Genomic DNA, 25,661 nt, shown 5'->3' with positions numbered 1-25,661 from the left:
ATCGAAGGGATCGAGCCATGACCACCCCCAACGCAACCACCCGCCTGACCACCGCCCAGGCCCTGACGCTGTACCTGGCCCGCCAGTTCAGCGTCGCCGACGGGCAGCGCCGTCGCCTCGTCCCGGCGATGCTCGGCATCTTCGGGCACGGCAACGTGGCCGGCCTCGGACAGGCCCTGGACCAGCTGCGCGACCACCTGCCCTTCGTGCAGGGGCGCAACGAGCAGAACCTCGTCCACGTCGCGTCCGCGTACGCGAAGGCCAGCAGGCGGCACGCCACGCTGGCCGTCACGGCCTCCATCGGCCCGGGCGCCCTGAACATGGTCACCGGTGCCGGGCTGGCCACCGTCAACCGGCTGCCCGTGCTGCTGCTGCCCGGCGACGCCTACGCCACCCGCCGGCAGGGTCCCGTCCTGCAGCAGCTGCAGCATCCCGTCGAGGCGGACGCCAGCGTCAACGACGCCTTCCGCCCGGTCTGTCGGTTCTTCGACCGGATCACCCGTCCGGAGCAGCTGCTGACCGCCCTGCCCGCGGCGATGCGCGTGCTGACCGACCCGGTCAACACCGGTGCCGCGGTCATCAGCCTGCCCCAGGACGTGCAGTCGCACGCCCACGACTTCCCCGCCGCGTTCTTCGAGCCGCGCGACTGGACGATCCGGCGCCACCTGCCCGACCCGGTCGAGGTGGCCGCGGTCGCGGACCTGGTGCGGTCGGCCCGGCAGCCGGTCGTCATCGCCGGCGGCGGCGTGCTCTACTCCGACGCCACGGCGGCCCTGGAGCGGCTGGCCGGCACGGTCGGCCTGCCCGTGGCGGAGACCTTCGCCGGCAAGGGCGCGGTCCAGCAGGCCGCCTGGTGGCAGCTGGGCGGCATCGGCCTCGAGGGCAACCCCGCCGCCAACGACCTCGCCCGGGACGCCGACCTCGTGCTGACCGTCGGCTCGCGGCTGACCGACTTCGCCACCGGGTCGCAGTCGCTGTTCGGCAACCCGGACGTACGGTTCGCCAGCATCAACATCGACCCCCGCGACGGTGACCGGCTCGGCGCCGCGAGCATCCAGGGCGACGCCCGGCTCACGCTCGAGGCACTGGCCGACGCACTGGCCGGCCACACCGCACCGGCAGCCTGGCAGGCGCGCACCCGCGAGGCCCGGGCACGCTGGGCGCCGGTGCGCGCCGCGGCGCTCGACGCCGACCGGCCCGTCGACCTCGCCGAGCTGCGCCGCACCGGCAGCGACGTGATCCCCGACACGGACGCGGTCCTGACCCAGGGGCAGCTGATCGGCCTGCTGCAGGAGCACGCCGAGGCCGGGGACACGATCATCGCGGCCGCGGGCGGGCCGCCCGGGGACCTGCTGAAGGTGTGGGACGCCACCGCCGGGCGGCACTGCCACCTGGAGTTCGGCTTCTCCTGCATGGGCTACGAGATCCCGGCCGCCATCGGGGTCCGCCTCGCCGACCCGGACCCGGCCCATCGGGTCACCTCGTTCCTCGGTGACGGCACCTTCCTGATGGCCCCGACCGAGCTCGTCACGGCCGGCGCGGAGGCGGCCGCGGTCACGATCGTGGTTCCCGAGAACCGGGGGTACCAGGTGATCCATCGCCTCCAGATGGGCACCGTGGGAAGGGAGTTCGGCAACGAGTTCCGCTACCGGCCGGAGAGCCTCGACCTGTCGGGCGCTGGGGCGACACCGCTGTCCGGGGACTACCTCGAGGTCGACCTGGCTCAGGTCGCGGCCGGGCTGGGCGCCCGGTCGGTGCGTGCCACCACCGCCGACGAGGTCCGGGCCGCCCTCGCGGACACCCGCGACCACCCGGGCCCGGTGGTCATCGTCGTGCCGGTCGTCCCGCACGCCGACCTGCCCGCGGCCGGGTGCTGGTGGGACGTCGCACCGGCGGAGGTGAGCGAGATCGACAGCGTCCGGCAGGCGCGGGCCGGCTACGAGAAGGGGCTGCAGACCCAGCGGTGGTACGGATGACGCCCACCGACCTGCCCGGCCCGCTGGACCGTGGCCGGCTCAAGGCTCGGCTGGCCGCCGGGGAGACCACCTTCGGCACCTTCGTCGGGGGAGCCTCGTCGCTGGTCGCCGAGGCCTGCGCCGCGGCCGGGCTCGACTGGCTGCTGCTGGACCTCGAGCACGGGGGCGGCGGCGAGGAGCAGCTGCGCAGCACCATCCCCGCCGCGGCGGCCTACGGGGTGCCCACGATCGTCCGGGCCGAGACGACCGAGCGGATCCGCGCCGGCCGCATCCTCGACCAGGGGGCCACGGGCGTGATGTTCCCCCGTGTCGACTCGGTCGCCATGGCACAGCAGGCGGTCCGCGCGATGCGCTACCCGCCCTCGGGCGAGCGCGGCGTCGCGACCTACAACCGCGCCTGCCGCTTCGGGCTCGACCCCGGCGCCCTGGACCGGGCCGACGAGCAGGTGCTGGGCGTCATCCAGGTCGAGACCCTCGGCGCCCTGCGCGAGGTCGACGCGATCGCCGCCCTCGACGGGGTCGACGTGCTGTTCGTCGGGCCGCGCGACCTCAGCCACGCCCTGGGTGTCCCCGGGCAGGTCGGCGCACCGGCCTTCGTCGAGGCGACCGAGGCCGTCCTCGCGGCCGGACAGCGGCACGGGACCGCCGTGGGGCTGCTCGTGGGAGACGGCGCGTCCGCCCGCCGCTGGGCCGAGCGCGGCTGGCAGTTCGTGGCGATCGGGTCGGACACCACCGTGCTGGCGACCGCGCTGCGCCGGGAGCTGGCCGAGGCTGGACGAGGGCCGTCATGACCGTGGTCGTCGTGGGCATCGGGCAGGTGGACCCGGACCTCGTCGTGCCGTACCTGCCCGAGGACGGCCGCTTCGTGCCCGACCCCGGCCCTGCGGACCTGCTCGCCGCGGTCGGCGCGATCGTACGGGCGGACCCGCTCGTGGACGCCGACCTGCTGGGCCGCATGCCGCACCTGCGGGTGCTGGCCCGCACCGGGGTCGGCACCGACCGGGTCGACCTGGCCGCCGCGACTGCCCGGGGCATCCCGGTCGTCGTCACCCCCGGGACGGGCACCGACGCGGTCGCCGAGGGGGCCATGGCCCTGACCCTGGCCCTGGTCAAGCGGCTGCGGGTCAGCACCGAGCTGGTCCGAGAGGGCCGGTGGTCCGAGCGGTCCGGCCTGGCGCTCGGCGACCTGTCGGGGGCGACGATGGGGCTGCTCGGCCACGGCCGCATCGGCCGCGCCACCGCGCGCCTCGCCGACGCCTTCGGCATGCGCGTGCTGGCCCACGACCCGTTCGCGCCGGTCACCCCGCCCGCGCTCCCGGCCACCCTGGAGCAGGTGTTCGCCGACAGCGACGTCATCAGCCTGCACCTGCCGCTGACCCCGCAGAACCACCACGTCGTCGACGCGACGCGGCTGGCGTGCGTCAAGCCGGGAGCCGTCCTGGTCAACTGCGGCCGGGGCGGGCTGGTGGACCTCGACGCGGCGTACGACGCGCTGCGCAGCGGGCGGCTCGGCGGGGTCGGGCTCGACGTCTACGACCCCGAGCCGCCGGCGCACCATCCGTTGTTCGACCATCCCGACGTCGTCCTGACACCACACCTGATGGGCCTGACCCGCCGGGCCACCGCCCTGACCTACGCCGACGCGGCCCGGGGCGTCACCGCCGTACTGTCCGGCCGCGCGCCCGCGGCCGTCGCGAACCCCGACTGGACCCGCCACCACGCCGACCCACCGAGGAGCCACCCATGAGCACCGGCAACCGCATCGCCGCCGCCCCGATCAGCTGGGGCGTCTGCGAGGTCCCCGGCTGGGGGTACCAGCTGCCCGCCGACCGGGTCCTGGCCGAGATGGCGGAGCTCGGCCTGGCCGCGACCGAGCTGGGACCGGACGGCTTCCTGCCTGCCGACCCCGACCGGCTCGCCGCCGTGCTCGCCGCGCACCACCTGCAGGCCGTCGGCGGCTTCACCCCGTTCGTGCTGCACCGCCGCGACGTCGACCCGCTGGTCGAGCTGCGCCGCCTGCTGCCCGGGTTCGGGGCGGCCCGGGCCGGTGTCATGGTCCTGTCGGCCGACACCGGGCTGACCGGGTACGACTCGCGGCCGCAGCTCGACGAACAGGACTGGTCCGTGCTGCTCGCCAACCTCGACCGGGTCGCCGGCGAGGCGGCACGGCACGGTGTCCGGGCGGTGCTGCACCCGCACGTGGGGACGATGGTCGAGAGCAGCGACGACGTGCACCGGGTGCTCGACGGGTCCTCGGTCGCGCTGTGCCTCGACACCGGGCACCTGCTCATCGGCGGGACCGACCCTGCCGAGCTCACCCGGCAGGTACCCGACCGGATCGCACACACCCACCTCAAGGACGTCGACGCGACCTACGCGCGCAAGGTGCAGGACGGCCGGCTCACCTACACCGAGGCGGTGCGCGCCGGCATGTACCGTCCGCTCGGCGCCGGCGACGTCGACATCGCGGCGATCGTCGGGCACCTCGAGGGTCACGGCTACCGCGGGTGGTACACCCTCGAGCAGGACACGATCCTCGCCGGGCCACCGCAGGGCGCCGGCCCGGCCGCCGAGGTGGAGACGAGCGCAACCTACGTCCGGACCCTGCTGGCCGGCTGACGCCGGCGCCGGCGGCCACCGCGGGGTCGCCGCCGCTCCCGACCCTGCCGGTCGAGAGCCGGGTGGCTTCGGGGCGCACGCACAGCGGCATACCGCGAGCGCCCGGCGCCTCGACAGCGCGCCACGGTAGGGCACCGCCGCGCACCGGCCGGACGAATCGCGCCCGAAGGGTACTGCCGGGCCGCTCGCTCCGTTACGGTCACCGGTAGCTCGGGAAGCCAACTGACAGGAGCCGCAACGATGCACCCACCCACCCACCGGTCGCGTTCGCGCGCCAGGCGAGCCCTGGGGCTCGCGGCCGCGGCCTCTCTCGTCGTCGCCGGGGGCCTGGGCGCGGCCGGCGCGAGCGCCGCCACGCCCTCCAGCCCGACGGGCGACCCCGGGGCGCGGCCGGTCCCCGTCACGAAGGCCACCCTGCCGGCGTCCCTGCGGGGCAAGCTGGCCGGCTCGGTCAGCGCCCGGAAGGGGCCCCGGACGGTCTTCGTCGAGTTGACCGGTCAGGGCGCCGCCGACGCGGCGGAGGCCGCGCGGGGACAGGGCAGGGACAAGGCCGCCCAGCGAGCAGCCGCCCGCGCCGCCCGGGCGGCGGCCCGGGACAAGGCCGCGGCCGTGCTCCAGGCCGCCAGGGGCAAGGACCGGTCGGCCCGGGAGCTCTACCAGATCGCCAACACGGTGCCGGCCATCGTCATGCGCGGGGACGCGGCGGCGATCCGGGCGGTGGCCGCCCGCAGCGACGTCGTCTCGGTCCGCCCGGTCATCCCGAAGAAGGTGACGAACGCGGGTGCCGCCCAGCTGACCAAGGTGCTCGACGAGTGGCAGCAGACCGGCCGGCTCGGTGACGGCGTCACGGTCGGGGTCATCGACACGGGCATCGACTTCACCCATGCCGACTTCGGCGGGACCGGTACGACCGCGGCATACCAGGCGGCGCTGGAGATCTCCGACAAGCCGGCCGGTGCCGCGTGGCGGGACTCGCTGCCACCACTGGCCAAGGCGAAGTTCGCCGGCGGCTGGGACTTCGTCGGCAACGACTACAACGCCGACCCCACCTCAGCCGACTACCAGCCGGTGCCCCACCCGGACGCCAACCCGCTCGACTGCAACGAGCACGGCACGCACGTCAGCGGCACGGTCGCCGGCTACGGGGTCGCCGCGGACGGGGCGACCTTCACCGGCGACTACCGCACGCTGACCGGGCCGAAGCTGTACGGCATGCAGATCGGCCCGGGCATGGCGCCGAAGGCCACGCTCTACGGCCTGAAGGTCTTCGGCTGCCAGGGCTCGACCGACGTGGTCACCCTGGCGCTGGACCGGGCCCTGGACCCCAACGGCGACGGCGACTTCAGCGACCGGCTCGACATCGTCAACCTCTCCCTCGGCGCGGACTACGCCACCGTCGACGACCCGGAGAACCTGGTCGTCGACAAGCTCGCGCGGCACGGGGTCCTGCCGGTCATCTCGATGGGCAACGCCGGCGACCTGACCGACGTCGGCGGGTCACCCGGCAACGCGGTGCGCTCGCTGGCCGTCGCGAGCTCGGTCGACCAGTACCAGCTGCTGTCCGGGGTCAAGGTCAACGCCCCGTCCGACGTCGCGGGCACCGCGGCCGGGCAGACCTCGGCCGCCTACGACTGGGCCGGCGCACCCGACGTCACCGGCGACGTGGTCACCCTCAGCGCCGCGAATGCCGACGGCTGCGACCCGCTCGGGGCGGCCGACGCCGCCGCGGTCGCGGGCAAGGTGGCCTGGCTGACCTGGGACTCGAACGACGCGACCCGCCGGTGCGGCTCCGCGGGGCGGGCCGCCAACGTCAAGCGGGCCGGCGCCATCGGGGCGCTGTTCACCGGCGATGAGCTGATCTTCGCCTCGGGGATCACCGGGGACCCGGACATCCCGGTCCTCCAGCTGACCCTGAAGCAGACCCAGCGGCTGCAGGCCGCCGCGAGCGCCGGGACGCTCAACGTCACGTTCACCAAGGACCTGCTGAACGCCGTCCAGGACATCGACCCGTCGATCGTCGACCTGCCCTCGTCGTTCACCTCGCGCGGCCCGCACGGGTCGATCGGCGTGGTCAAGCCCGACGTCGCAGCGCCCGGCGACACCATCGCGTCGGCCGCGATGGGCACCGGCGACCGGGTCAGCGTCCTGTCCGGCACGTCGATGGCCAGCCCGCACACCGCCGGCATCGCCGCCCTCGTCAAGCAGACCCACCCGTCGTGGACCAGCGAGCAGCTCAAGGCCGCGATCATGAACACCGCCGGCCACGACCTGTGGACCGACCCGGACCAGTCCGGCACGCGGTTCGGCCCGGCCAGGGTCGGCGCCGGCCGCGTGGACGCGCTGGCGGCGGTGGGCACCCGGGTGCTGGCCTACGCCGACGCCGGGTCCGGCGGCGTCAGCGCGTCGTTCGGGGTGCTGGAGGCGCCGGTCAACCGTGGTCTCGTCACGGCGCGACGCACCCTCACCCTGCAGAACACCGGCTCGAGCCGGGCCAACCTCACCCTGCGCTACCAGCCGGTCGTCAGCCAGCCCGGGGTCAGCTACTCGGTGGTGCCCTCCCGGGTGACCCTGGGTGCCGGCCAGACCCGCCGGGTCCTCGTGACGATGACCGTGCGACCGACCGCGCTGCGGCACACCATCGACCCGACCATGCAGGTCGAGCAGATCGGTGCGGCTCGGCAGTTCGTGTCCGACGCGTCGGGACGGGTGCTGGTCTCGGGGGCGGGTGCGCAGCCGCTGCGGGTGCCCGTCTACGGGGCGGCCAAGCCGACCTCGGCCACGCGGGTGCTGCCCCTGAGCACGCCGCGGGGCGACACGCTGCGGGTGCTCGGCGCAGGCATCGACCAGGGGTCGGGGGCCGGCGCCTACCGCTCGCTGCTCTCGGTCCTGCAGCTCGGCGCCACCAGCCCCCGGCTGCCCGGGTGCCAGGCGGCCGAACAGACCGGCTGCACGATCAACCGGACCGCACAGGGCGGTGACCTGAAGTACGTCGGGGCCAACGCCACGGACGAGTGGCTGTGGTTCGGTCTGGCCACGTGGGGCGACAGCGCCACGATCGGCAACACGATGATCCCCTACGTGGACTTCGACGTGAACGGCGACCACGAGCCGGACTACGAGGCGTACGTGCAGAACTACCCGGGCACCGACGTGCTGCTCTCGGTCCTGGTCGACCTCGGGTCCGGGGAGGCCGTAGACCTGCAACCGGTCAACTTCGAGTTCGGCGACGTCGACACCAACGTCTTCGACACCGACGTCGTGCTGGTCCCCGTCCTGCGGGAGGCGCTGACCGCGGCGAAGGGGTCGAAGATCAGCTACACGGTCGGGACGTTCAGCCCCTACACGAACAACCCGAGCGGGGACATCGACGAGGCCGGGCCGGTCACGTTCGACACGGCCCGGCCCGCCGTCGGCGTCGGCTCCGAGCTGTTCCGCGACACCAGGGGTGCTATCCCGGTGACCCGCACCGGGGCGCCGTCCGTCGCGGGCACCGCGAAGGGCCACGACCGGCCTGCCGCCGCGGACGCGCTGGTCATCCGGCTGCACGGGGCCAGCGGGGCGCGGGCGCAGGTGGTGCGGTTCCGGTGACCCCGTGACCGCGTTGTCGCCGCCGGGCTGACCCGGACGCCGACCCGACCAAGGACAGGGAGCCCGGTATGGCGCCGGGCTCCCTGTTCGCCGTTCGCGGGCTCATGGTTCGCGGGCCCGCCGGGGACGCGGCCCGCCGGGGACGCGGCCCGCCGGGGACGCGGGCCGTCGTGGTCGTGCGCCGCCGCGGTTGCCCCTACGATCGGCGGGGTGAGCGACAGCGCCGCCGTGCTCGAGGCCCCCGGGCCCGAGGGGACCCGCCGGGTGCGGGTCTCCAGTCCGGAGCGGGTGCTCTGGCCCGGTGCCGGCATGGCCGACGGACGGCCGGTGACCAAGCTCGACCTGGCCCACTACGTCCTGGCCGTGGCCGACCCGCTGCTGGCCGCCCTGGGGGACCGGCCGGTCACGCTGCAGCGTTTCCCCGAGGGCATCGAGGGCGAGGAGTTCTTCTCGAAGAACCCGCCGCGGGGCGTCCCGGACCACGCGCGCACCGTCACCGTCACCTATCCCTCGGGTCGGCGGCATCCGCAGCTGGTCATCGACGAGGTCGCCACGGCGGTGTGGGCGGTCCAGATGAACACCATCACCTTCCACCCGTGGCCGGTGCGCACCGCCGACCTGGACCGGCCGGACGAGCTGCGCATCGACCTGGACCCACAGCCGGGACGTACGTTCGGCGACGCCGTCGAGGCCGCGTTCGCGCTGCGCGAGGTGATGGCCGGGATCGGCCTGACCGCCTGGGCCAAGACCAGCGGCAACCGTGGGGTGCACGTCTACGCGCGGGTCGCACCGACGCACGAGTTCCTCGACGTCCGGCACGGCGTCATCGGCATCGCCCGCGAGCTCGAGCGGCAGCTGCCCGACCTCGTCACCGTGGCGTGGTGGAAGGAGGAGCGGGGAGCGCGGGTCTTCGTCGACTTCAACCAGGCGAACCGCGACCGCACCATCGCCTCGGCGTTCTCGCCCCGCCCCCTGCCCGGCGCGCCGGTCTCGACGCCGGTGGCCTGGGAGGAGCTGCGGGAGGTCGACCCCACCACGCTCACGGTCCGGACCGTGCCGGGGCTGGTGGCCGACCGGGGCGACCCCTGGGCCGGCATGGACGCCTCCGTCGGCGACGTCGGCGGCGCAATCGCGCTGTGGGACAAGGACGTCCAGGAGCGAGGACTGGGCGAGCTGAACTTCCCCCCGGACTACCCGAAGATGCCCGGGGAGCCGCCGCGGGTCCAGCCGAGCAGACGCCGGGCCGACAAGCCCGACCACGAGTACCTGGCGCCCAAGTCGGACCGCGACGCGGGCCTGCGCGACCTGTGGGGGGAGGTCCCGCCACCGGTCGCCCCGATGCTCGCCAAGGCGGTCAAGGACTTCGGCGCCGTCCGGGGGGAGGTGCTCTACGAGCCGAAGTGGGACGGCTTCCGGTCGGTCGTCTTCCGCTCCGGCGAGCAGGTCGAGATCGGCAGCCGCAACGAGAAGCCCATGACCCGCTACTTCCCCGAGATCGTCGAGGCGGTCCGGGCGAGCTTCCCGCCCCGAGCCGTCATCGACGGCGAGATCGTCCTGGTCCGGCCCGGAGCCCGGGACCGGCTCGACTTCGAGCTGCTCCAGCAGCGGATCCATCCGGCGGCCAGCCGGGTGCGCAAGCTGTCCGCCGAGACACCGGCCAGCTTCGTGGCCTTCGACCTGCTCGCCCTCGACGGCGTCTCCTGGGTCGAACGCCCCTTCCACGCGCGCCGCGCCGCCCTCGAGCGGGCCCTCGCCGGCGCAAGGCCCCCGATCCACCTCACCCCGGCCACCCGCGACCTCGCCACGGCCAGGCGGTGGTTCGAGCAGTTCGAGGGGGCCGGGCTCGACGGGGTCGTCGCCAAGCCGCTCGACGCGCGCTACGAGCCGGACCGGCGCACCATGTTCAAGATCAAGCACGAGCGCACCGCCGACTGCGTCGTGGCCGGGTACCGGACGCACAAGACCGATCCCGAGGCGGTCGGCTCGCTCCTGCTCGGTCTGTACGACGACGGCGGCGACCTCGCGAGCGTCGGCGTCATCGGCGCGTTCCCGATGGCGCGGCGCCGCGAGCTCTTCGAGCAGCTGCAGCCGCTCGTCGCCGAGTGGGACGAGCACCCGTGGAGCTGGGCCCGGCCCGCGGACGGCGTGCGGACCCCCCGCTCGTCCGAGTTCAGCCGGTGGAACAACCAGAAGGACCTGTCCTTCACCCCGCTGCGACCCGAGCGCGTCGTCGAGGTGCGCTACGACCACATGGAGGGCACCCGGTTCCGCCACACGGCCCAGTTCGTGCGGTGGCGGCCCGACCGCGACGCGCGGTCCTGCACCTTCGCCCAGCTCGACGAGCCGGTCGGCTACGACCTGGCCGGGGTGCTGTCGGCCCGGTGAGCTGCCGGCCCGGCCGGTCTGCCCCGGTCCTCGACCCGGCAGGATGGGGCGCATGACAGGTGCCAGCGCCCGGGAGCGCCGCGCGGCCGTGCGGCGCGCCACCGCCGCCTACGCCCAGCGGCGCCCGCAGCTCGAGGTGGCGACCGGCCGTTTCGTCGAGCTGATCCGGGACCTGATCGACGACGCGGGCATCAACTACCTCACGGTGACGGGGCGGACCAAGACCGTCGAGTCGTACGCCGACAAGGCCGAGCGGACCCTGCGCGCCCGACCGGAGCGCCAGGACCGGGACGCGTTGATCCGCGAGGAGATCACCGACCAGATCGGGGTGCGGGTGGTCACCTACGTCCTCGGCGACGTCAGCGCGGTCGCCGAGCTGCTCGCCGAGGAGCTGGCCGTCCTCGACGACCGCGACCTGGGCCTGGAGACCGCCCGGGCCGGGCGGTTCGGCTACTCGAGCCGCCACCTGCTCGTCGCCGTCGACGCCAGCCGCAGCATCCCGGCCCGCTACGAGCCGCTGCGTCGCCTCGCCGCGTCGGTGCAGGTGCGCACCGTCCTGCAGCACGCCTGGGCCGAGTTCGAGCACGACATCCGCTACAAGGGGACGGTGCCGGCCGAGCACGCCTCGGACCTGGACCGCAGGTTCACCCTGGCCGCCGGGCTGCTCGACCTCGCCGACCGGGAGTTCGCCGCGATCCGCGACCGGCTGCAGGTGGCGCTGCCCGAGGAGCCGTCCGGCGACCTGGACGAGGTCGCCGAGGCAGGCGCAGCCGGGGAGCGGGTCGGCGCGGACGAGGCCCTCCCGGTCGCCCCGCCCCGGATCGGCGGCCAGGACCTCGCGAAGTTCCTCGCCGTGACCTACCCGGACGCCGGCTGGTCCCGCAGCGACCACTACGACTGGATCTCGGGGCTGCTCGCCGACCTGGGCATCGACACGGTCGACCGGCTCGGACAGGTGCTGACCAGGGTCGACGAGGCCCGGGTCAGCCGGAGCATGGGCTATCAGTACCCGCCGGGGGCGGTCCGGCGGCTCGACGACGCGCTCCTGGCCGTCTACGGCTCCGACTACGTTCGGCTGGCGGGCAACGCGCACCGGACGCCGGCGCTGCAGGCCCGGCTGGCCCGCCTCCAGGCAGGCGGGCAGTAGCCGCCTCGACCGGGCACCAGCACCCCGTCGATCGGCCGCCGGCACGGCAGCGACCCGGCCACTGTGAGAATCGCGACACCCAAGAGCCGTTATCCAAACGTGACATTCGGCGGCCGGCTTCGTTACTGTGGGCGGCGCCGGTTCCGATCGAGCCGGCGCCGAGGGCGGTCCGCCGAGTCCTGCCTCCCGCCCGAGGCCCCATGACATCCCATCTGGCAGGAGTGGGGGACCCAACTCCCGGGCGTCAGACGCCCTCGGGGTGAAGCCCTCTGCGCGGGCTCAGCGCGAGCCCGCCGGGGCCGGGCAGTACCTCCGCCCGAACCCGACAGCTAACCTCGCAGGCGGTCTCGAGGTACAAGTGACAACCACACGCCCCACCGGACGCCACCGCGCCGGACGAACCAACCCCCTCACCGAGCTCCGGCTGCTAGCCACCGAGTCCGCGCAGCCGGTCCTCAAGAGCGCGGCCATCCTGGCGGCAGCCGGTGGCCTCGTCGCCGCCGTGGCCGGCCCGGCGACCGCCGAGACCGTGAGCCCCGCCGGCAACGCCGCGGTGAGCCAGGCCGCCGTCGTCCCGAGCGCGGTCGGCCCCGACACGGCCGCGACCGGGTCGACGAACGCGCTGGCCGCCATCGGCTACGCCGCCCCCAAGGCGAAACGGCCCGCGGCCAAGCCGATCGTCATCGAGGACCTCGTCGTCAAGGAGCGTCGCGCCGAGGCGGCCAAGGCGAGGGCAGCAGCCCAGGCCCGGGCAGCCCGCGCCGCCCAGCGCAAGCAGGCCTCGCGCTCCACCGCCCGCTCGAGCCTCGGCGGATCGACCTACTCCGCCAAGGCCCGCTCGAACAACGCGCCCGCCGCCTCCTCCGGCATCCGGTCGGGCCGCAACTGGGCCACCCCCGGGCAGTGCACCTGGGGAGCGCTCAACAAGTGGTACCAGTCCGAGGGCTACTACCCCGGCGGCTGGACCGGCAACGCCTCCGCCTGGGCCTACGGCGCGGCGCGCGCCGGCTACACGGTGAGCAGCGTGCCGCGGGTCCGTTCGATCGTGGTCATGCAGCCCGGGGTGCACGGCTCCTCGAGCGCCGGGCACGTCGGCTGGGTCACCGCGGTCAACGGCAACCGGGTCACCATCGTCGAGATGAACGCCCTCGCCGGCCCGTACAACTACAACACCCGCACGCTGACGAACATCGGCGGGATGCGCTACATCTACGCCCCCTGAGCCGACCCCTCGAAAGGGTATGCCGCCCACCCCTCCGAGGTGGGCGGCATACCCTCGTCCCCTCCCGGCGGTCACCCCCGGCTCAGTAGCCGACCCACTCGGTCCCGAACCACCGCCGGGCACGGGTGCTGCCGAAGTCGGCCTTGTCCTGCAGCAGCAGCTCCGACGCGTCCTCGAAGCTGCCGGTCGGCCGCTGCCCGCTGCGGAACGTCACCTCGACGCGCGCGACGCTCCGGTGCCCGAACTCGATGTAGCAGACGCCGGTGCCGTCGTAGGTCGAGGTCGCGGTCTGCTCGTGGTGCCGGGCGATCAGCCGGTCGGCCACGACCCCGGCCTGACGCTCGGAGAACACGCCCGCCTTGGGCGTCCCGACGCTGGTCACGTCGCCGACGGCATACACGTCGGGGTAGCGGGTCTGCAGCGTCAGCGGGTCCACCGGGATCCAGCCGTCGACGCACATCCCGGACTCGGCCACCACCGCGGGCACGCGGTGCGTGGGGATGGCCAGGAAGACGTCGAAGGCCAGCTCCTCGCCGTCGGCGAACACCGCGACGCCCCGCTCCGGGTCCAGGCGGCGCACGAGACGGTTCGGGTACCAGCCGATCCCGCGCTGCGCGAACGCCGCCAGCAGCGCGCGGGACGCTTCCGGGGACGGCGGGATCGGGCTGCCCAACGGCATCACGAGGGAGATCTCGCTGCGCTCCCGCAGGCCCCGTTCGGTCAGGAAGTCGTGCAGCATCAGCGCGGTCTCGCTCGGTGCCGGCGGGCACTTGAACGGCGTGGACGTCACGCCGATGACCACCCGTCCGCCGCGGAACGAGTCCAGCACGTCCCGGGCCGCGAAGGCCCCTGCCGGCGTGTAGAAGTCGAGGCCCGCCTCGGTCAGGCCCGGCGTCGCCTCGGGGTGGATGTCCGCCCCGAGCGCCACCACCAGCACGTCGCCCTCGAACCGGCCCGCATCGGTCTCGACACTGCGGCCGACGGGATCGATGGAGCGGATGGTGCTCTGCACGAACCGGACGCCGGGTCTGACGATGTCGGCGTAGGGGTGGCGCACGGCGTCGGCCTTGGTGCGCCCGAACATCACGTCGAGCTTCGAGAAGCCCATCACGAACCCGTCGGCCTTGTCGATCAGCACCACGTCGGCCGCGCCGCCCAGCTCCTCCGACAGCCTCGTCGTCAGCTCCAGGCCGCCGAACCCGGCGCCCAGCACCAGAACCCGCATCATTCCTCCTTCATCGGTACTGCCGGCACCGGGTCTGCCGGCACTGGACCTGCCTGCGCCCGCCTCGCCGTGGATCCCCACCCGGGGCGTCGCGGGATGCGCGGCACGAGCAGGTGCGCCGGCCGGTCGGGTCCCCAGTGCAGGGTGCACCGGCCGGAGGGGCTGCGGCGGTAGCGGGCCGGGAACTGCCCGGTGAGCGGGTTGGCCGGCCACAGCCACCGCCCGGCCACGACGAGCCGGAGGGACTCGCCGGCGCGGAACAGGGTGGCGGACGGGCCGAGGGCGACGTCGACCGCAACGACCTCGCCCGGTACGAGCGGCCGGCGGGTCAGGAAGGTGTGGACCGGCTCGCCGGTGGTCGAGGCCGACTCGTCGAGCCGGCGCAGGGAGGCCTGCTGCCAGCCGGTGGCCACCCGGTCGCGGCCGAACCCGTAGGAGCCCTCGAACCCGACGTACCGCCTGCCCCGCCACTTCTCGACGCCGACGACGAGGTCGACGTCGTCGGCCCCGTCGACGGACAGCCAGAGCCGGAGCGCCATCGGCCCGGTCAGCTCCGTCTCGCTCGGGGTCTTGAAGGTGAAGGCCGCCGCCTCGCGCCCGGTCCGAAACGTGACGTGCCCGTCCCGGTCGACCGGGTCGACACCCAGTCGGGCGCCGGACGACAGGTACAGCGGCGTCCACTCGGTCCGGGCCAGCGGCCACTCCTGCTCGTCGCGGACCTCGGCGACCCGGTCGCCGGACTCCCGCACCTCCAGCCGGACCCGGGCCGGCTCCGGGACGTCCAGGCCGCGAAGGTAGCGGTCGAAGAAGGCCAGCTGGGCCCGCCGCGCCGGCTCGCCGTAGAACACCGACCACTTGCCGCCGCGATGGGTGTAGGCGAACCGGTGCGGCGAGCCGGCCTGTTCGAAGGCACGGAACGACCCGCGTGAGTGCAGGTTGTTGTCCGAGAAGCTGGCGCAGACCAGCATCGGGACCTCGATCTGCTCCAGTTCCGGAGTGTGGGCCTGCCACCACTCGTCGCGCAGCGGACGGTCCCGCTGCTCCTTGGCCAGGTCCGTGTCGAGCCGGCTCAGGCGCCTGGTGCCGGCGGCCCAGATGCGGCTGAACCCGCGCTCGTACAGCCCGCCGGGGCGCATGAGGTCGCGGTAGGGGTCGGTCATCCCCTCCCAGGGGCAGATCGCCTTCAGCGCGGGTGGCGCCAGGGCGGCAGCGCGGTACTGGGACATCGCCAGGTAGGAGACCCCCAGCATGCCGACGTTGCCGGTCGACCACCGTTGGTGGCCGGCCCACTCGACCAGGTCGGCGATGTCCCGGGCCTCGGCGGCCGACATCAGCGACCCGACCCCGTCGGACGTGCCGGAGCCGCGCAGGTCGGCGTTGACGACCGCATAACCCTGCGCGGTCCACCACGCCGGGTCCGGCGCCTCCCAGCTGGTCAGCGTCGAGAACGACACGGGCGCGGGTTGGCGCATGATCCGGTACTGGGCGGAGAACCGCGACCGGCCGCCGCGCCGGCTCGGGAGCCGGTCCTTGCCGTACGGGTGGGCGGACAGGATCACCGGGAACGGACCGTCGCCGGGCGGGCGGTAGGCGTTGACCCGCAGCAGGGTGCCGTCACGCATCGGCACCGCCACGTCGAGGTCGCTGACGACACTTCCCGGCGCCGGCTCGTACACGGTGACGGGCGGCCGGGCGATGCCGCGCACCCGGGCGAGCGCATACCCTACCGCGCCGGGTCGACGCCAGGGCCGCTCGAGGCCCGAGGCGGGCAGGACACGCGCCATGAGACACCTCCGGATACGTGAAGACGACCACTGGGACAGCACTGCTCGGGCAGGCCTGCTCGGTGCTTCTGGACCTGGCCGGCGAGGTGGACCGTCTACCCGACTGCCTACTTGCTGACTGTCTACTTGCTGACCGCTTACTTGAGTCATACTCAACTCCATTTGATCGCCACTCTAAACCTTCCGCTAGGATCTGTCCATGCCCGAGCCCGCCACCCGCAACACCACCCGCCACCGGGAGGCCGGTGCCGCCTCCCGTGCAGAGACGCGGCGCCGGTTGCTGACGGCGGCCGGCACGGAGTTCGCCGAGCGCGGCTACCACGCCGCCACCGTCAGCCGCATCGCGGCGCGGGCCGGCGTCACCGTGCAGACCCTGTACCTGGCCTGGGGCAGCAAACGAGCGCTGCTGCGGGCCCACCTGGACGCCGCGCTGTCGGGCGACCCGGACCGGCCCTACGCCGACGAGCTTCCGCACCTGCTCGCACACGCGCTGGACGGAGGCGCCCCGGACGCCCGGGCCACGGTCCGACAGTTCGCCCACCTCTACCGCGGCCTCGCCGAACGCGCCGCGCTCGGCTGGCGGCTGTACCGGGACGCGGCCGCCTCCGACCCCGAGATCGCGGCCGACTGGCAGACGCTGCAGCACCTGCGGCACCAGACGTTCGCCGAGTTCCTCCGACGGGTGCCGGCCACGTCCCTCCGGGCGGGGCTGACCCCCGACACGGCGACGGACACGGCCTGGGCGATCGCCAGCCCCGAGACCTACGAGCTGCTGGTCGGCACGGCGCGGTACACCCTCGACCGGTACGAGCAGTGGGTGGCCACCACCCTCTCCGCAGCCCTGCTGGCCCACTGAACAGCCCCGAGCGGCACCGCACGCACGGCCGACCGCGGCGAGCGGTCGCTTCCGTGGTGTCGCGCGGCTCAGGGCAGCAGGCCCGCGGAGCGCGCTCGCGCGACCGCGGCGGTGCGCCCGTCGACGTCGAGCTTGGCGTAGACGTGGGCCAGGTGGGTCTTGACGGTGGCCTCGCTGAGAAAGGCCCGACGGGCGATCTGCCGGTTGGACAGGCCTTCCGCGAGCAGCCCGAGGATCTCGCGTTCGCGCGGGCTGAGCTCGGCACGCCGGGTGCGCATCGCGCCGACCACCCGCTCGGTGAGCGCCGGGCCGAGGACGTCCTCACCGCGGGCGGCCGCGCGAGCGGCGACCGCGATCTCGTCGGCGGTGGCATCCTTGAGGAGGTAGCCCGCCGCACCGGCCTCGACGGCCCGGACGATGTCTCCGTCGTGGTCGTAGGTCGTCAGGATGACCACCGCGGGGGCCCCGGACCGGTTGCGAAGCGTCCTGGTCACCTCGACGCCGTCCATCCCCTCCCCCAGGCGCAGGTCGCACAGCACGACGTCCGGCGCGGTCCTGGCGACGACGTCGAGGGCCTCGGCGCCGGAGCCGGCCTGGCCGACGATCTCGAGGGCCGGCTGGGCGGCGAGCAGGGCGTGCAGGCCGGAGCGGACCACCGGATGGTCGTCGACGATGACGACCCGGACGCTCACGCGCCCTCCTCGACGGCGAAGCCCAGGGGCAGCTGGGCGGACAGCGCGGTGCCCTCACCGGGCTGCGACTCGACCTGCAGCTCACCGCCCAGCTCCCGCAGTCGGGACCTCATCGCGCGTAGGCCGTAGCCCCCGTCGACCGGCGAGGCGGCCCGGGCGGCCCACCCCGCGGCGTCGAAGCCCCGCCCGTCGTCGACGATGTCGAGACGCACGGCCTCACCCGCGTCGGTGAGCGTGACCACCACCCGGCGCGCGTCCGCATGCCGGCGCACGTTGGCGAGGGCGCCCTGTGCCGTGCGCAGCAGGGCCACCTCGGTCGCGGTGGGCAGCGCGGTCAGGTCACCGTCGACGTGCAGCTCGGTGGGTATGCCGCTCACCTCGCTCAGCGCGTCGACCTGCCGGCGCAGGGCGGCCGGGAGACCGCGGCTCTCGAGGTCCTCGGGGGCGAGGGCCCCGACGACGCGCCGGGCCTCGGTCAGGTTGGCCACCGCGCTCGACTCGATCTGTCCGAGCAGGTCGTGCAGGCGCTCGGGGTCGGTGTGGGCCTGGCCGGCCCGGGCCAGCAGGAGGATCGAGGAGAAGCCCTGGGCCAGGGTGTCGTGGATGTCGCGGGACAGTCGGGTGCGCTCGGCGAGGATGCCGGAGCTGCGCTGCTCGGCGGCGAGCTCGTCGTGCAGCACCGCGGCCTCCTGCTGGGCCCGGATCAGCGACTCGACGAGGCGTTGGCGCTCGATCGCCACCCGGACGAGCTGTTGCTGTCCGCGGGAGATGGCGAGGGCGACGACGGCACCGATGACCGGCCCGAGGATGTCCGCCACGGCCAGCCCGCCCCCATCGCGCAGCGGCGAGAGCAGGACTGCGGCCAGCACGACGAGCGCCCCGGCCAGCGCCTCACGCAGCGGGAGGAAGTAGCCGATCAGGAGCCACAGGGAGAAGGCGACCCAGACGGACTCACGCGTGACGAGCACGAGCAGCAGCCAGATCAGGACCAGCCCGGCCAGCCACCAGCGGCTCGGGACGCGCAACCCGAGGACGCGGCGGCTGGGCGGCAGCCCGGCGGCATACCAGAGCAGGAGCGCGAGCGCGCCGCCACCGAGCAGCCACGGGTCGGCACCGTCGAGACGACCACGCCCGACGCTGACCGCCACGAGGGTGAGCAGGACGGCGTGCTGCACGAGCCTCAACGTACGGACGATCGGGGCCACGGTCGACGCGCCGCTCGGATGGGCCCCGAGCGGCGCGTCAGCCGGCGTGGTCGTCATGCGCCCGACGCTACTGGAGGGTGCTGACAGCGGTCTCACGCACAGCGGGCAGATGCTGGGCCGGAGCGGCTGCCGGCCGCGACGGCCACCAGATGCGGTCGCCGAGGAGAGCAAAGAGGGCCGGGACGACGACGGTGCGCACGAGGAGGGTGTCGACGAGCACGCCCAGCCCGACGATCAGCCCGAGCTGTCCGAGCGTGACGAGGGGCAGCACGCCGAGGGCCGCGAAGACGGCGGCGAGCACCACGCCGGCGCTGGTGATGACCCCACCCGTGCTCGCGACCGCGCGGACGACGCCCTCGCGGGTCCCGTGCGTGGCCGCCTCGCTGTGGGCTCGGTGGACGAGGAAGATCGTGTAGTCGATGCCGAGCGCGACGAGGAACAGGAACGCGAAGAGCGGGACCTGCAGGTCGAGGGCGGGCGCGTCGAACAGCCGGCGAGCCAGCCAGGAGCCGGCACCGATGGCGGCCAGCGCGCTCGCGAGGTTCGTGACGAGCAGCACGATCGGCGCGACGACCGAGCGGAGCAGCCCGAACAGGACGAGAGCGGCGATCGCGAGAATGAGGGGCGCGACGACGAGCAGGTCGCGGTGGTTGCCGTCCCGGGCGTCGAGGTCGACCGCAGGCTGGCCGCCGACGACCGCATCCGCGTCGGGGACCGCGTGCACCGCGGCCCGGACGCCGCGCACGAGGTCGAGGGCGGCATCCGTGCCCGGGGCCGGCTCGCCGGTGAGGACGAGCCTGGCCAGCGGGTCGGTCCCGCTGGTCGTCCCGGCCGGGTGGACCGACTCGACACCCTTGACATGCGCCGCCGCGGTCGCGACGGCGTCGATCCGGTCGGCGGCGGCGATGACGGTGATCGGCGCGGCCTCCCCCGCCGGGAAGTGCTCGGCGAGCACCTCGAGGCCGGCCGCGGACTCGGAGGGCACCCGGAACCGGTCGGCCTGGTCGAGGCCGACCTTGGTGTCGAGCAGGCCGGCCGCCATGACCGCGAGGAGCGCGACGCAGGTGAGCAGGACGGCGACCGGCCGGCGGGTCACCCGGCGGGCGATCCGCTCCCACGGGTTGGACGGCCCGTCGGCCGCGTGCCGTCGCGAGCCCACGGCCTGCCCGTTCCGGCCCCCCGCCGACGGCGCGTCCGACGGCTCGGTGGCGGGGACGAACGGCCAGAAGACCCAACGGCCGGTCAGCGAGAGGGCGGCCGGCAGCAGGGTGAGCACGGCGACCGCCGCGATGAGCAGTCCTACCGCACCGGCGATCCCGAGACCGCGGGTGCCCGGGATCACGGCGAGCACGAGCGAGAGCAGGGCGAGCACGACGGTGAGGTTGCTCGCGGCGACGGCCGGCACGGTGGCCCGCCAGGCGTCCGCGAGCGCGGCCCGGTGGTCGGCGGTGTGGCGCAGGTGCTCCCGGTAGCGGGAGATGAGCAGCAGCGCGTAGTTGGTCCCTGCGCCGAAGACGAGCACGCTGACGACGCCCGCGTCGAACTGGAGGTCGAAGGCCTGCCCGAGCCCCTTCGTCACGACTGCGGCGACCTGGTCGGCAAGGCCGACGACCGTGAGCGGGACGAGGAAGAGGACCGGCGAGCGGTAGGTGAGCAGCAGCAGGAGCGCGACGATGGCGATCGTCACGAGCAGCAGGGTGACATCGGCCCCGTCGAAGGCCGAGGCGATGTCCGCGCCGAAGGCGACTCCGCCGGTGACCTGGACGGTGAGGTCGTCGGGGGCATGCGCCGCGATCGTGTCCCGCAGCTGCCTGACCGTGTCGGCGTTGGCCGTGTTGTCCGGCCCGACCCGGACCGGCACCTGGATGACGGCCGCCTTGTGGTCGGTGGACTCGCTCGGTGGCGAGGGCTCTCGGCCCGAGGTCATCTCGAGCCGCGCCGCGAGGTCCGTGAGCCGGGCCAGGTCGGTGGCGGTGAGGGCGCTGCCGTCCTGGCGGGAGGCGACGACGAGCACCGGCTGCAGGTCGCTGTCGGGGAACTGCTCGGCGAGCCGGGCGGCCCGGGTCGACTCCGAGGCGACCGGCGCGGCGTCGCTGCCCGCCGGTGCGCTCGTGCCCTGCAGGGCCCCGATGACGCCCAGGGCGAGCAGGACCCCGATGACGAGGGTCAGCCAGGCGCCGCGCCGGCTTGTCAGAGCATGCGCTACGCGAGAGGAATCACGTTGCAGGAGTGGGGTGGTCATGAGCCGGGATGCCTTCTTCTGGTGGTGGGACCGGCACCGGTCGGGTGCCGTGTCCCACGCTAGGAAGATGCGGCGTCCGTCCCCACCGCCGGACATCATCCGTTCGGATGATTCCTACCCGGCCACCACGATGGCCGTGTCCCCTGGCTCCGGTATCCGGCAATCCGGAACCGGGACTGGGTCGAGGTCAGCGACCAGTCGCTCTGGTGCGACATGACCGAGCCGCGCGACTGGTTCGAGAGCAACGAGAGCATGCTCATCGACGAGCCCACTGACAACAGCGAGGCGAACGACCCGACGCTACCGACCGACAGGACCGACCCGATGCTGCCGATCGACAGGATCGAGCCGGTGCTCCCGATGGACAGGACCGAGTCCGTCGAGCGGATCGACCACTTCGAGGTCCCCATCGTCACATGGTAGGTCGGTCGAGGACACCGTCGCGTTCCGGAGTCGCTGCTGCACTGTCGATCGGGATTGGTGCACGCTCGACGGGGAATGGTGCACTGTCGATCAGGAATGGTGCACTGTCGATCAGGGGTGGGCGACAGCGGCGAGGAGGCCGGCGAGCTCGGCCGGCTTGGTGAACATCGGCCAGTGGCCCGAGTCGATGTCGGCGTACTCGAGGTGGTGGGCCCTGGCCAGCTCGGGCAGCTCTCCGGCCTCGAGCCACTCCTTCGCCTGCTCCGGCGAGAACTCCGGGCACACGAGGACGACGGGGACGGCATACCGCCGATCGTCGAGGTAGTGGACGGTCCCCTTCGCGACACCCTCGGGGACGGCAAGGGCCCGCTCGGCGATGGCTGCCCGGCCCGCCTCGTCGAGGTCCGCGGAGTCCGGGCCGTCGAACGGCTCCCAGCCCGGGAACGGCATGGCGCCGTCGGCGGTGGGGAAGAAGTCCGCGTAGGCCTCCCCCGGCGCGGAAGGGAACCCGCCGATCAGCGCCAGACCGTGCACCCGGTCGGGCCGCCGGTCCCCGGCCAACCAGGCCAGTGTGGCGGCGGCCGAATGGCCGACGACGAACGGGCGCTCGGCTGCGTCGACGGCAGCCAGGACCGCCTCGATCTGGTCGTCCAGGGTGGCCGTGTCACGTCCGTCCCCCTGGCCGGGAAGAGTCACCGGTATGGCGTGGTGCCCGCGCTTCTCCAGCTCGGGCACCACCGCGTCCCAGGCGGAGGCATCCAGCCAGAGCCCTGCTATGAGAAGGAGGTCCATTGGCGCACCCTAGCCTCTGGGCGACGACGTTGTCCGCCTGGCCGAGTGCGCAGCAGTGCACTGTCGATCGGGATTCGTGCACGCTCGATGGGGATTCGTGCACGCTCGATGGGGAAGGCTGCCTGTCGATAAAGAAGTCTGCGCTGTCTTGTCTCATATACCTTAGGGGGGTATGGTGAGGCACATGACGAAGAACGCGGCCACGCACGAGCGCCACCTGCTGCAGACAGGGAGTCATGCGGCGCACACTCACGACAAGCCCGCCGGTCACCAGGGGGACGTCAGCCACCACCACGCGGAGCACAGTGACCACGCCGGGCACGGCGACCACGCCGGCCACGCGGGGCACGGCGACCACGTCGCGATGTTCCGGCGGCTGTTCTGGATCATGCTGGTCGTCTCCGTGCCGACCGTGCTGCTCAGCGAGATGTTCGCCGACCTGGTGGGCTACTCGCTGCCCCACGTGCCCGGCCTGCACTGGGTGCCGGCGCTGCTCGGGACGGCCATGTACGTCTGGGGCGGCCGGCCCTTCCTCACGGGTGCCGTCAGCGAGGTGCGCGGTCGCCGGCCCGGGATGATGCTGCTGATCGGGATGGCCATCACGGTCGCGTTCGCCTCGTCCTGGGGGGCGACGCTGGGGCTGCTCTCCCACGGGCTCGACTTCTGGTGGGAGCTGGCGCTGCTGATCGTCATCATGCTGCTCGGGCACTGGCTCGAGATGCGCTCGCTCGCCCGCACCTCCTCCGCGCTCGACTCGCTCGCCGCCCTGCTGCCCGACGAGGCGGAGCGGGTCGACGGCGACACCATCACGACGGTGTCCCCGGCCGAGCTGCGCGTGGGCGACGTCGTCGTCGTCCGGCCGGGTGCCCGGGTGCCGGCCGACGGCGTGGTGAGCGACGGCGCGGCAGACGTCGACGAGTCGATGGTCACCGGCGAGTCGCGACCGGTGCGGCGCGAGGTCGGTGACCACGTCGTGGCCGGCACCGTCGCGACCGACAGCGCGCTGCGGGTGCGCGTGGGTGCCGTCGGGGACGACACCGTGCTGGCGGGAATCCGGCGGCTCGTGACCGAGGCGCAGTCCTCGACGACCCGCGCGCAGCTGCTTGCCGACCGTGCGGCCGGCTGGCTCTTCTGGTTCGCGCTCGGGGCAGCAGTCGTCACCGTCGCCGTATGGAGCATGGCCGGGGCGCCCGACAGCGCGCTGGTGCGCGCCATCACCGTTCTCGTGATCGCCTGTCCGCACGCGCTCGGGCTGGCGATCCCCCTCGTCGTGTCCATCTCGACCGAGCGGGCGGCACGGGGTGGGGTGCTCGTCAAGGACCGTGCGGCGCTGGAGCGGATGCGCCAGGTCGACACCGTGCTGTTCGACAAGACCGGCACGCTCACCAGGGGTGAGCCCGTCGTCCACCACGTGCTCACGACGGCGCTGGGTGAGGACCGGCTGCTCGCCCTCGCGGCCGCGGCCGAGGGCGACAGTGAGCACCCGCTCGCCAGGGCGATCGTCTCCGCTGCGGAACGACGCGGTGTGCCGATCCCGACGGCGAGCGACTTCCGTGCCTCGACCTCCGTCGGCGTAACGGCCCGGGTCGAGGGTCGCACGGTCGCCGTCGGCGGGCCGAACCTGCTTGCCGAGCACGGCGCCACCGCCTTGGGCTCGACCTCGCGATGGTCCGAGCAGGGCGCGATCGTCCTGCACGTCGTGCTGGACGGGGAGGTGGTCGGTGCCCTCGTGCTGACCGACGAGGTACGTCCGGAGTCCCGGCAGGCGGTCGCCGCCCTGCACTCGCTCGGGATCCACGTGGTCATGATCACCGGAGACGCCGAGCCGGTCGCCCGCGCCGTCGCCGCCGAGCTGGGCATCGACCAGGTCTTCGCCGGGGTCCGGCCGGAGCACAAGAGCAGCAGGGTCGCCGAGCTGCAGCACGAGGGACGGATCGTGGCCATGGTCGGCGACGGCGTCAACGACGCGCCGGCGCTCGCCCGGGCCGACGTGGGGATCGCCATCGGCGCCGGCACCGACGTCGCCATCGCCTCTGCCGGCGTGATCCTCGCCTCCGACGACCCGCGGTCGGTCCTTTCCGTCATCGAGCTGTCCCGGGCCGGCTACCGGAAGATGAAGCAGAACCTCTGGTGGGCCACGGGCTACAACCTGCTGGCGGTACCGCTCGCCGCGGGCGCCCTCGCCCCGGTCGGGTTCGTCCTGCCGATGGAGGTCGGGGCCCTGCTCATGTCGGTCTCGACCATCGTCGTGGCCGCCAACGCCCAGCTGCTGCGACGCCTCGACCTCTCCCCCGAGGCGAGCGTGCGCACGGCCCTCGGGTGATCCCGGTTTCGCCGACAACACCCAATTCGACCGGGTATCACACGAAGGCGCGGCGACTCTGCTAGACAGGTAGGTACCGCCGGGGGGCGGTACCACTGAGCGTGGGGGGGCAGGACATGGAGCGGGGTCAGGGGTTCGCGTTCCTCGTCCATCCGGAGCACCGACTCGCGGATGACGTCGGGCGGGTGTGCTCGCAGCTGGGGAGGGCGCCGGAGCGGTTCTACGACAAGGCGCTGCGGCGGATTCCGGGGCCGCAGCGCCCCTTGGCCGCCGTCGAGATCGGCGGCCGGCAGGTCGGGCACGTGGTGCTCGTCCCGATGGGTGCCCGGCACCTGCTGGAGCAGCGGTCGACCGGCCGGGAACGGGTCGCGTGGGCCCTCGACCGGGCCACGGCGCTCGGGGCGGGCGTCATCGGGCTGGGCGCGCTGACCTCGACCGTCACGGACGGCGGGACGTGGCTGTGTGGGCGAGCGGGCCTCGGGGTGACCAACGGCCACGCCTTCATGGCGGCGACGCTCGACGCGCAGGTGCGAGACCTGCTCGCCACGGCGGTGCACCCGCGGGCCGAGCGGCACGTCGCCGTGGTCGGGGCGACGGGCAGCGTCGGTACGGCGCTGGTCCGGCTGCTCACGCGGGACCGGGCCGTCGACCGGCTGACCCTGGTGGCGCGCCGGATGCCGCCGCTCACCGCACTGGCCGGCGAGCTGAGCAACCGGGTGTGGACGCGGGTCAGCGACCAGATCGGCACCGTCGCGGACGCCGACCTGGTCGTGCTCCTGACCGCCTCGGCGGACACCACCCTGCGAGCCGAGCACCTCGGTCCGGACGCCGTCGTGCTCGACTCGACCCAGCCGCGCAACACCTCTCGAACGCTCCGACAGGAGCGGCCCGACGTGCTGGTCGTCGACGGTGGGATCGTCGAGATCCCGTCGCTGCGGCTGCGCGGCGGGAGCATCGGCCTGCCGGACGGTCGCGCCTACGCGTCCCTCGCGGAGGCCGCGCTGCTCGCGCTGAGCGGGCACCGCGGGGACTACTCGATCGGCAGCCCGAGCCTCGAGCTCGTCGACCGGACCAGGGAGCTGGCTGCCGACCTGGGTCACCTCGGCTTCCGACCGGCCGAGCCGACCTCGTTCGGGCAGCCGCTCACGCTGCCCCACGTCGTCCGGCCCCACGCGGCCTAGG

18 protein-coding genes and 1 riboswitch are annotated in these 25,661 nt (G+C 73.9%); of the genes, 12 read left to right on the top strand and 6 right to left on the bottom strand.

The window, feature by feature from the left end; genetic code table 11:
• Positions 1 to 17 precede the first annotated feature (17 nt).
• The 8 genes from iolD to WMI84_RS02055 all read left to right on the top strand — a co-directional run bounded on the left by iolD (position 18) and on the right by WMI84_RS02055 (position 12,937).
• A complete protein-coding gene (iolD, locus tag WMI84_RS02090; RefSeq protein WP_347350342.1) occupies positions 18 to 1,976 on the top strand; it encodes a 3D-(3,5/4)-trihydroxycyclohexane-1,2-dione acylhydrolase (decyclizing) in 1,959 nt (652 codons plus the stop codon).
• Positions 1,973 to 2,767, top strand: coding sequence for an aldolase/citrate lyase family protein (locus WMI84_RS02085; RefSeq protein ID WP_347350341.1), 795 nt, complete (start codon positions 1,973 to 1,975; stop codon positions 2,765 to 2,767). The genes iolD and WMI84_RS02085 overlap by 4 nt, the downstream gene beginning before the upstream one ends.
• Positions 2,764 to 3,723, top strand: a complete 960-nt coding sequence (locus WMI84_RS02080; protein WP_347350340.1) for an NAD(P)-dependent oxidoreductase — start codon at positions 2,764 to 2,766, stop codon at positions 3,721 to 3,723. Before WMI84_RS02085 ends, WMI84_RS02080 begins: the two co-directional genes overlap by 4 nt.
• On the top strand, positions 3,720 to 4,595 hold the full coding sequence (locus WMI84_RS02075) for a sugar phosphate isomerase/epimerase (protein WP_347350339.1): 876 nt from the start codon (positions 3,720 to 3,722) through the stop codon (positions 4,593 to 4,595). The genes WMI84_RS02080 and WMI84_RS02075 overlap by 4 nt, the downstream gene beginning before the upstream one ends.
• 240 nt (positions 4,596 to 4,835) lie before the next feature.
• Positions 4,836 to 8,183: a S8 family serine peptidase gene (locus WMI84_RS02070; protein ID WP_347350338.1), complete on the top strand. Its 3,348-nt coding sequence runs from the start codon at positions 4,836 to 4,838 to the stop codon at positions 8,181 to 8,183.
• A gap of 210 nt (positions 8,184 to 8,393) precedes the next feature.
• Positions 8,394 to 10,568 (top strand): ATP-dependent DNA ligase, encoded by a 2,175-nt coding sequence (locus WMI84_RS02065; protein ID WP_347350337.1) that lies wholly within the window; start codon positions 8,394 to 8,396, stop codon positions 10,566 to 10,568.
• A gap of 52 nt (positions 10,569 to 10,620) precedes the next feature.
• Positions 10,621 to 11,715, top strand: a complete 1,095-nt coding sequence (locus WMI84_RS02060) for a GTP pyrophosphokinase (protein ID WP_347350336.1) — start codon at positions 10,621 to 10,623, stop codon at positions 11,713 to 11,715.
• A 194-nt stretch (positions 11,716 to 11,909) separates the two neighbouring features.
• Positions 11,910 to 12,074, top strand: a riboswitch (cyclic di-AMP (ydaO/yuaA leader).
• Entirely contained in the window at positions 12,074 to 12,937 is an 864-nt protein-coding gene (locus WMI84_RS02055) for a CHAP domain-containing protein (protein WP_347350335.1), read from the top strand. Its footprint overlaps the riboswitch before it by 1 nt.
• Before the next feature lie 82 nt (positions 12,938 to 13,019).
• Here the strand turns inward: WMI84_RS02055 and WMI84_RS02050 are convergent, their stop codons facing one another.
• Both WMI84_RS02050 and WMI84_RS02045 read right to left on the bottom strand, forming a co-directional pair.
• Positions 13,020 to 14,165, bottom strand: coding sequence for an FAD/NAD(P)-binding oxidoreductase (locus WMI84_RS02050; RefSeq protein ID WP_347350334.1), 1,146 nt, complete (start codon positions 14,163 to 14,165; stop codon positions 13,020 to 13,022).
• On the bottom strand, positions 14,162 to 15,946 hold the full coding sequence (locus WMI84_RS02045) for a CocE/NonD family hydrolase (RefSeq protein WP_347350333.1): 1,785 nt from the start codon (positions 15,944 to 15,946) through the stop codon (positions 14,162 to 14,164). The genes WMI84_RS02050 and WMI84_RS02045 overlap by 4 nt, the downstream gene beginning before the upstream one ends.
• Before the next feature lie 199 nt (positions 15,947 to 16,145).
• Between WMI84_RS02045 and WMI84_RS02040 the strand changes: the two genes are divergently transcribed.
• Positions 16,146 to 16,802 carry a helix-turn-helix domain-containing protein gene (locus WMI84_RS02040; protein WP_347350332.1) on the top strand — a complete coding sequence of 219 codons (657 nt, stop codon included), beginning with the start codon at positions 16,146 to 16,148 and terminating at the stop codon, positions 16,800 to 16,802.
• Between the two features lie 68 nt (positions 16,803 to 16,870).
• Here the strand turns inward: WMI84_RS02040 and WMI84_RS02035 are convergent, their stop codons facing one another.
• Genes WMI84_RS02035 through WMI84_RS02025 form a run of 3 tightly spaced genes read right to left on the bottom strand, consistent with a single transcriptional unit; the run spans position 16,871 to position 20,941 of the window.
• Entirely contained in the window at positions 16,871 to 17,494 is a 624-nt protein-coding gene (locus WMI84_RS02035; protein WP_347350331.1) for a response regulator transcription factor, read from the bottom strand.
• On the bottom strand, positions 17,491 to 18,756 hold the full coding sequence (locus WMI84_RS02030; protein WP_347350330.1) for a sensor histidine kinase: 1,266 nt from the start codon (positions 18,754 to 18,756) through the stop codon (positions 17,491 to 17,493). Before WMI84_RS02030 ends, WMI84_RS02035 begins: the two co-directional genes overlap by 4 nt.
• A 10-nt stretch (positions 18,757 to 18,766) precedes the next feature.
• Positions 18,767 to 20,941: an MMPL family transporter gene (locus tag WMI84_RS02025; protein WP_347350329.1), complete on the bottom strand. Its 2,175-nt coding sequence runs from the start codon at positions 20,939 to 20,941 to the stop codon at positions 18,767 to 18,769.
• Between the two features lie 213 nt (positions 20,942 to 21,154).
• On the opposite strand from WMI84_RS02025, the gene WMI84_RS02020 reads away from it, so the two are divergent.
• Positions 21,155 to 21,364: a hypothetical protein gene (locus tag WMI84_RS02020; RefSeq protein ID WP_347350328.1), complete on the top strand. Its 210-nt coding sequence runs from the start codon at positions 21,155 to 21,157 to the stop codon at positions 21,362 to 21,364.
• A gap of 111 nt (positions 21,365 to 21,475) precedes the next feature.
• On the opposite strand, the gene WMI84_RS02015 is transcribed toward WMI84_RS02020, so the two are convergent.
• Complete coding sequence (locus WMI84_RS02015; protein WP_347350327.1) at positions 21,476 to 22,156, bottom strand: alpha/beta fold hydrolase; 681 nt, start codon at positions 22,154 to 22,156, stop codon at positions 21,476 to 21,478.
• A 184-nt stretch (positions 22,157 to 22,340) separates the two neighbouring features.
• Between WMI84_RS02015 and WMI84_RS02010 the strand changes: the two genes are divergently transcribed.
• Together WMI84_RS02010 and WMI84_RS02005 are read left to right on the top strand one after the other, a co-directional pair.
• Positions 22,341 to 24,479, top strand: coding sequence for a heavy metal translocating P-type ATPase (locus WMI84_RS02010; protein ID WP_347350326.1), 2,139 nt, complete (start codon positions 22,341 to 22,343; stop codon positions 24,477 to 24,479).
• A gap of 116 nt (positions 24,480 to 24,595) precedes the next feature.
• Positions 24,596 to 25,660, top strand: a complete 1,065-nt coding sequence (locus WMI84_RS02005; RefSeq protein WP_347350325.1) for a semialdehyde dehydrogenase — start codon at positions 24,596 to 24,598, stop codon at positions 25,658 to 25,660.
• Position 25,661: the final 1 nt, after the last annotated feature.

The sequence above is a fragment of the Intrasporangium sp. genome, assembly GCF_039812505.1.
In the GTDB taxonomy this organism is placed as follows: Bacteria; Actinomycetota; Actinomycetes; order Actinomycetales; family Dermatophilaceae; genus Intrasporangium_A.
The sequence above is the reverse complement of the archived record's forward strand: the minus strand, read 5'-3'. Positions and strand labels throughout refer to the sequence as shown.

Excerpts from the sequence above, each read along its gene's own strand:
- iolD (WP_347350342.1), top strand. The coding sequence starts at position 18 with ATGACCACCCCCAACGCAACCACCCGCCTGACCACCGCCCAGGCCCTG.
- WMI84_RS02085 (WP_347350341.1), top strand. The coding sequence starts at position 1,973 with ATGACGCCCACCGACCTGCCCGGCCCGCTGGACCGTGGCCGGCTCAAG.
- WMI84_RS02080 (WP_347350340.1), top strand. The coding sequence starts at position 2,764 with ATGACCGTGGTCGTCGTGGGCATCGGGCAGGTGGACCCGGACCTCGTC.
- WMI84_RS02075 (WP_347350339.1), top strand. The coding sequence starts at position 3,720 with ATGAGCACCGGCAACCGCATCGCCGCCGCCCCGATCAGCTGGGGCGTC.
- WMI84_RS02070 (WP_347350338.1), top strand. The coding sequence starts at position 4,836 with ATGCACCCACCCACCCACCGGTCGCGTTCGCGCGCCAGGCGAGCCCTG.
- WMI84_RS02060 (WP_347350336.1), top strand. The coding sequence starts at position 10,621 with ATGACAGGTGCCAGCGCCCGGGAGCGCCGCGCGGCCGTGCGGCGCGCC.
- WMI84_RS02050 (WP_347350334.1), bottom strand. The coding sequence starts at position 14,165 with ATGATGCGGGTTCTGGTGCTGGGCGCCGGGTTCGGCGGCCTGGAGCTG.
- WMI84_RS02045 (WP_347350333.1), bottom strand. The coding sequence starts at position 15,946 with ATGGCGCGTGTCCTGCCCGCCTCGGGCCTCGAGCGGCCCTGGCGTCGA.
- WMI84_RS02040 (WP_347350332.1), top strand. The coding sequence starts at position 16,146 with ATGCCCGAGCCCGCCACCCGCAACACCACCCGCCACCGGGAGGCCGGT.
- WMI84_RS02030 (WP_347350330.1), bottom strand. The coding sequence starts at position 18,756 with ATGACGACCACGCCGGCTGACGCGCCGCTCGGGGCCCATCCGAGCGGC.
- WMI84_RS02025 (WP_347350329.1), bottom strand. The coding sequence starts at position 20,941 with ATGACCACCCCACTCCTGCAACGTGATTCCTCTCGCGTAGCGCATGCT.
- WMI84_RS02020 (WP_347350328.1), top strand. The coding sequence starts at position 21,155 with ATGACCGAGCCGCGCGACTGGTTCGAGAGCAACGAGAGCATGCTCATC.
- WMI84_RS02015 (WP_347350327.1), bottom strand. The coding sequence starts at position 22,156 with ATGGACCTCCTTCTCATAGCAGGGCTCTGGCTGGATGCCTCCGCCTGG.
- WMI84_RS02010 (WP_347350326.1), top strand. The coding sequence starts at position 22,341 with ATGACGAAGAACGCGGCCACGCACGAGCGCCACCTGCTGCAGACAGGG.
- WMI84_RS02005 (WP_347350325.1), top strand. The coding sequence starts at position 24,596 with ATGGAGCGGGGTCAGGGGTTCGCGTTCCTCGTCCATCCGGAGCACCGA.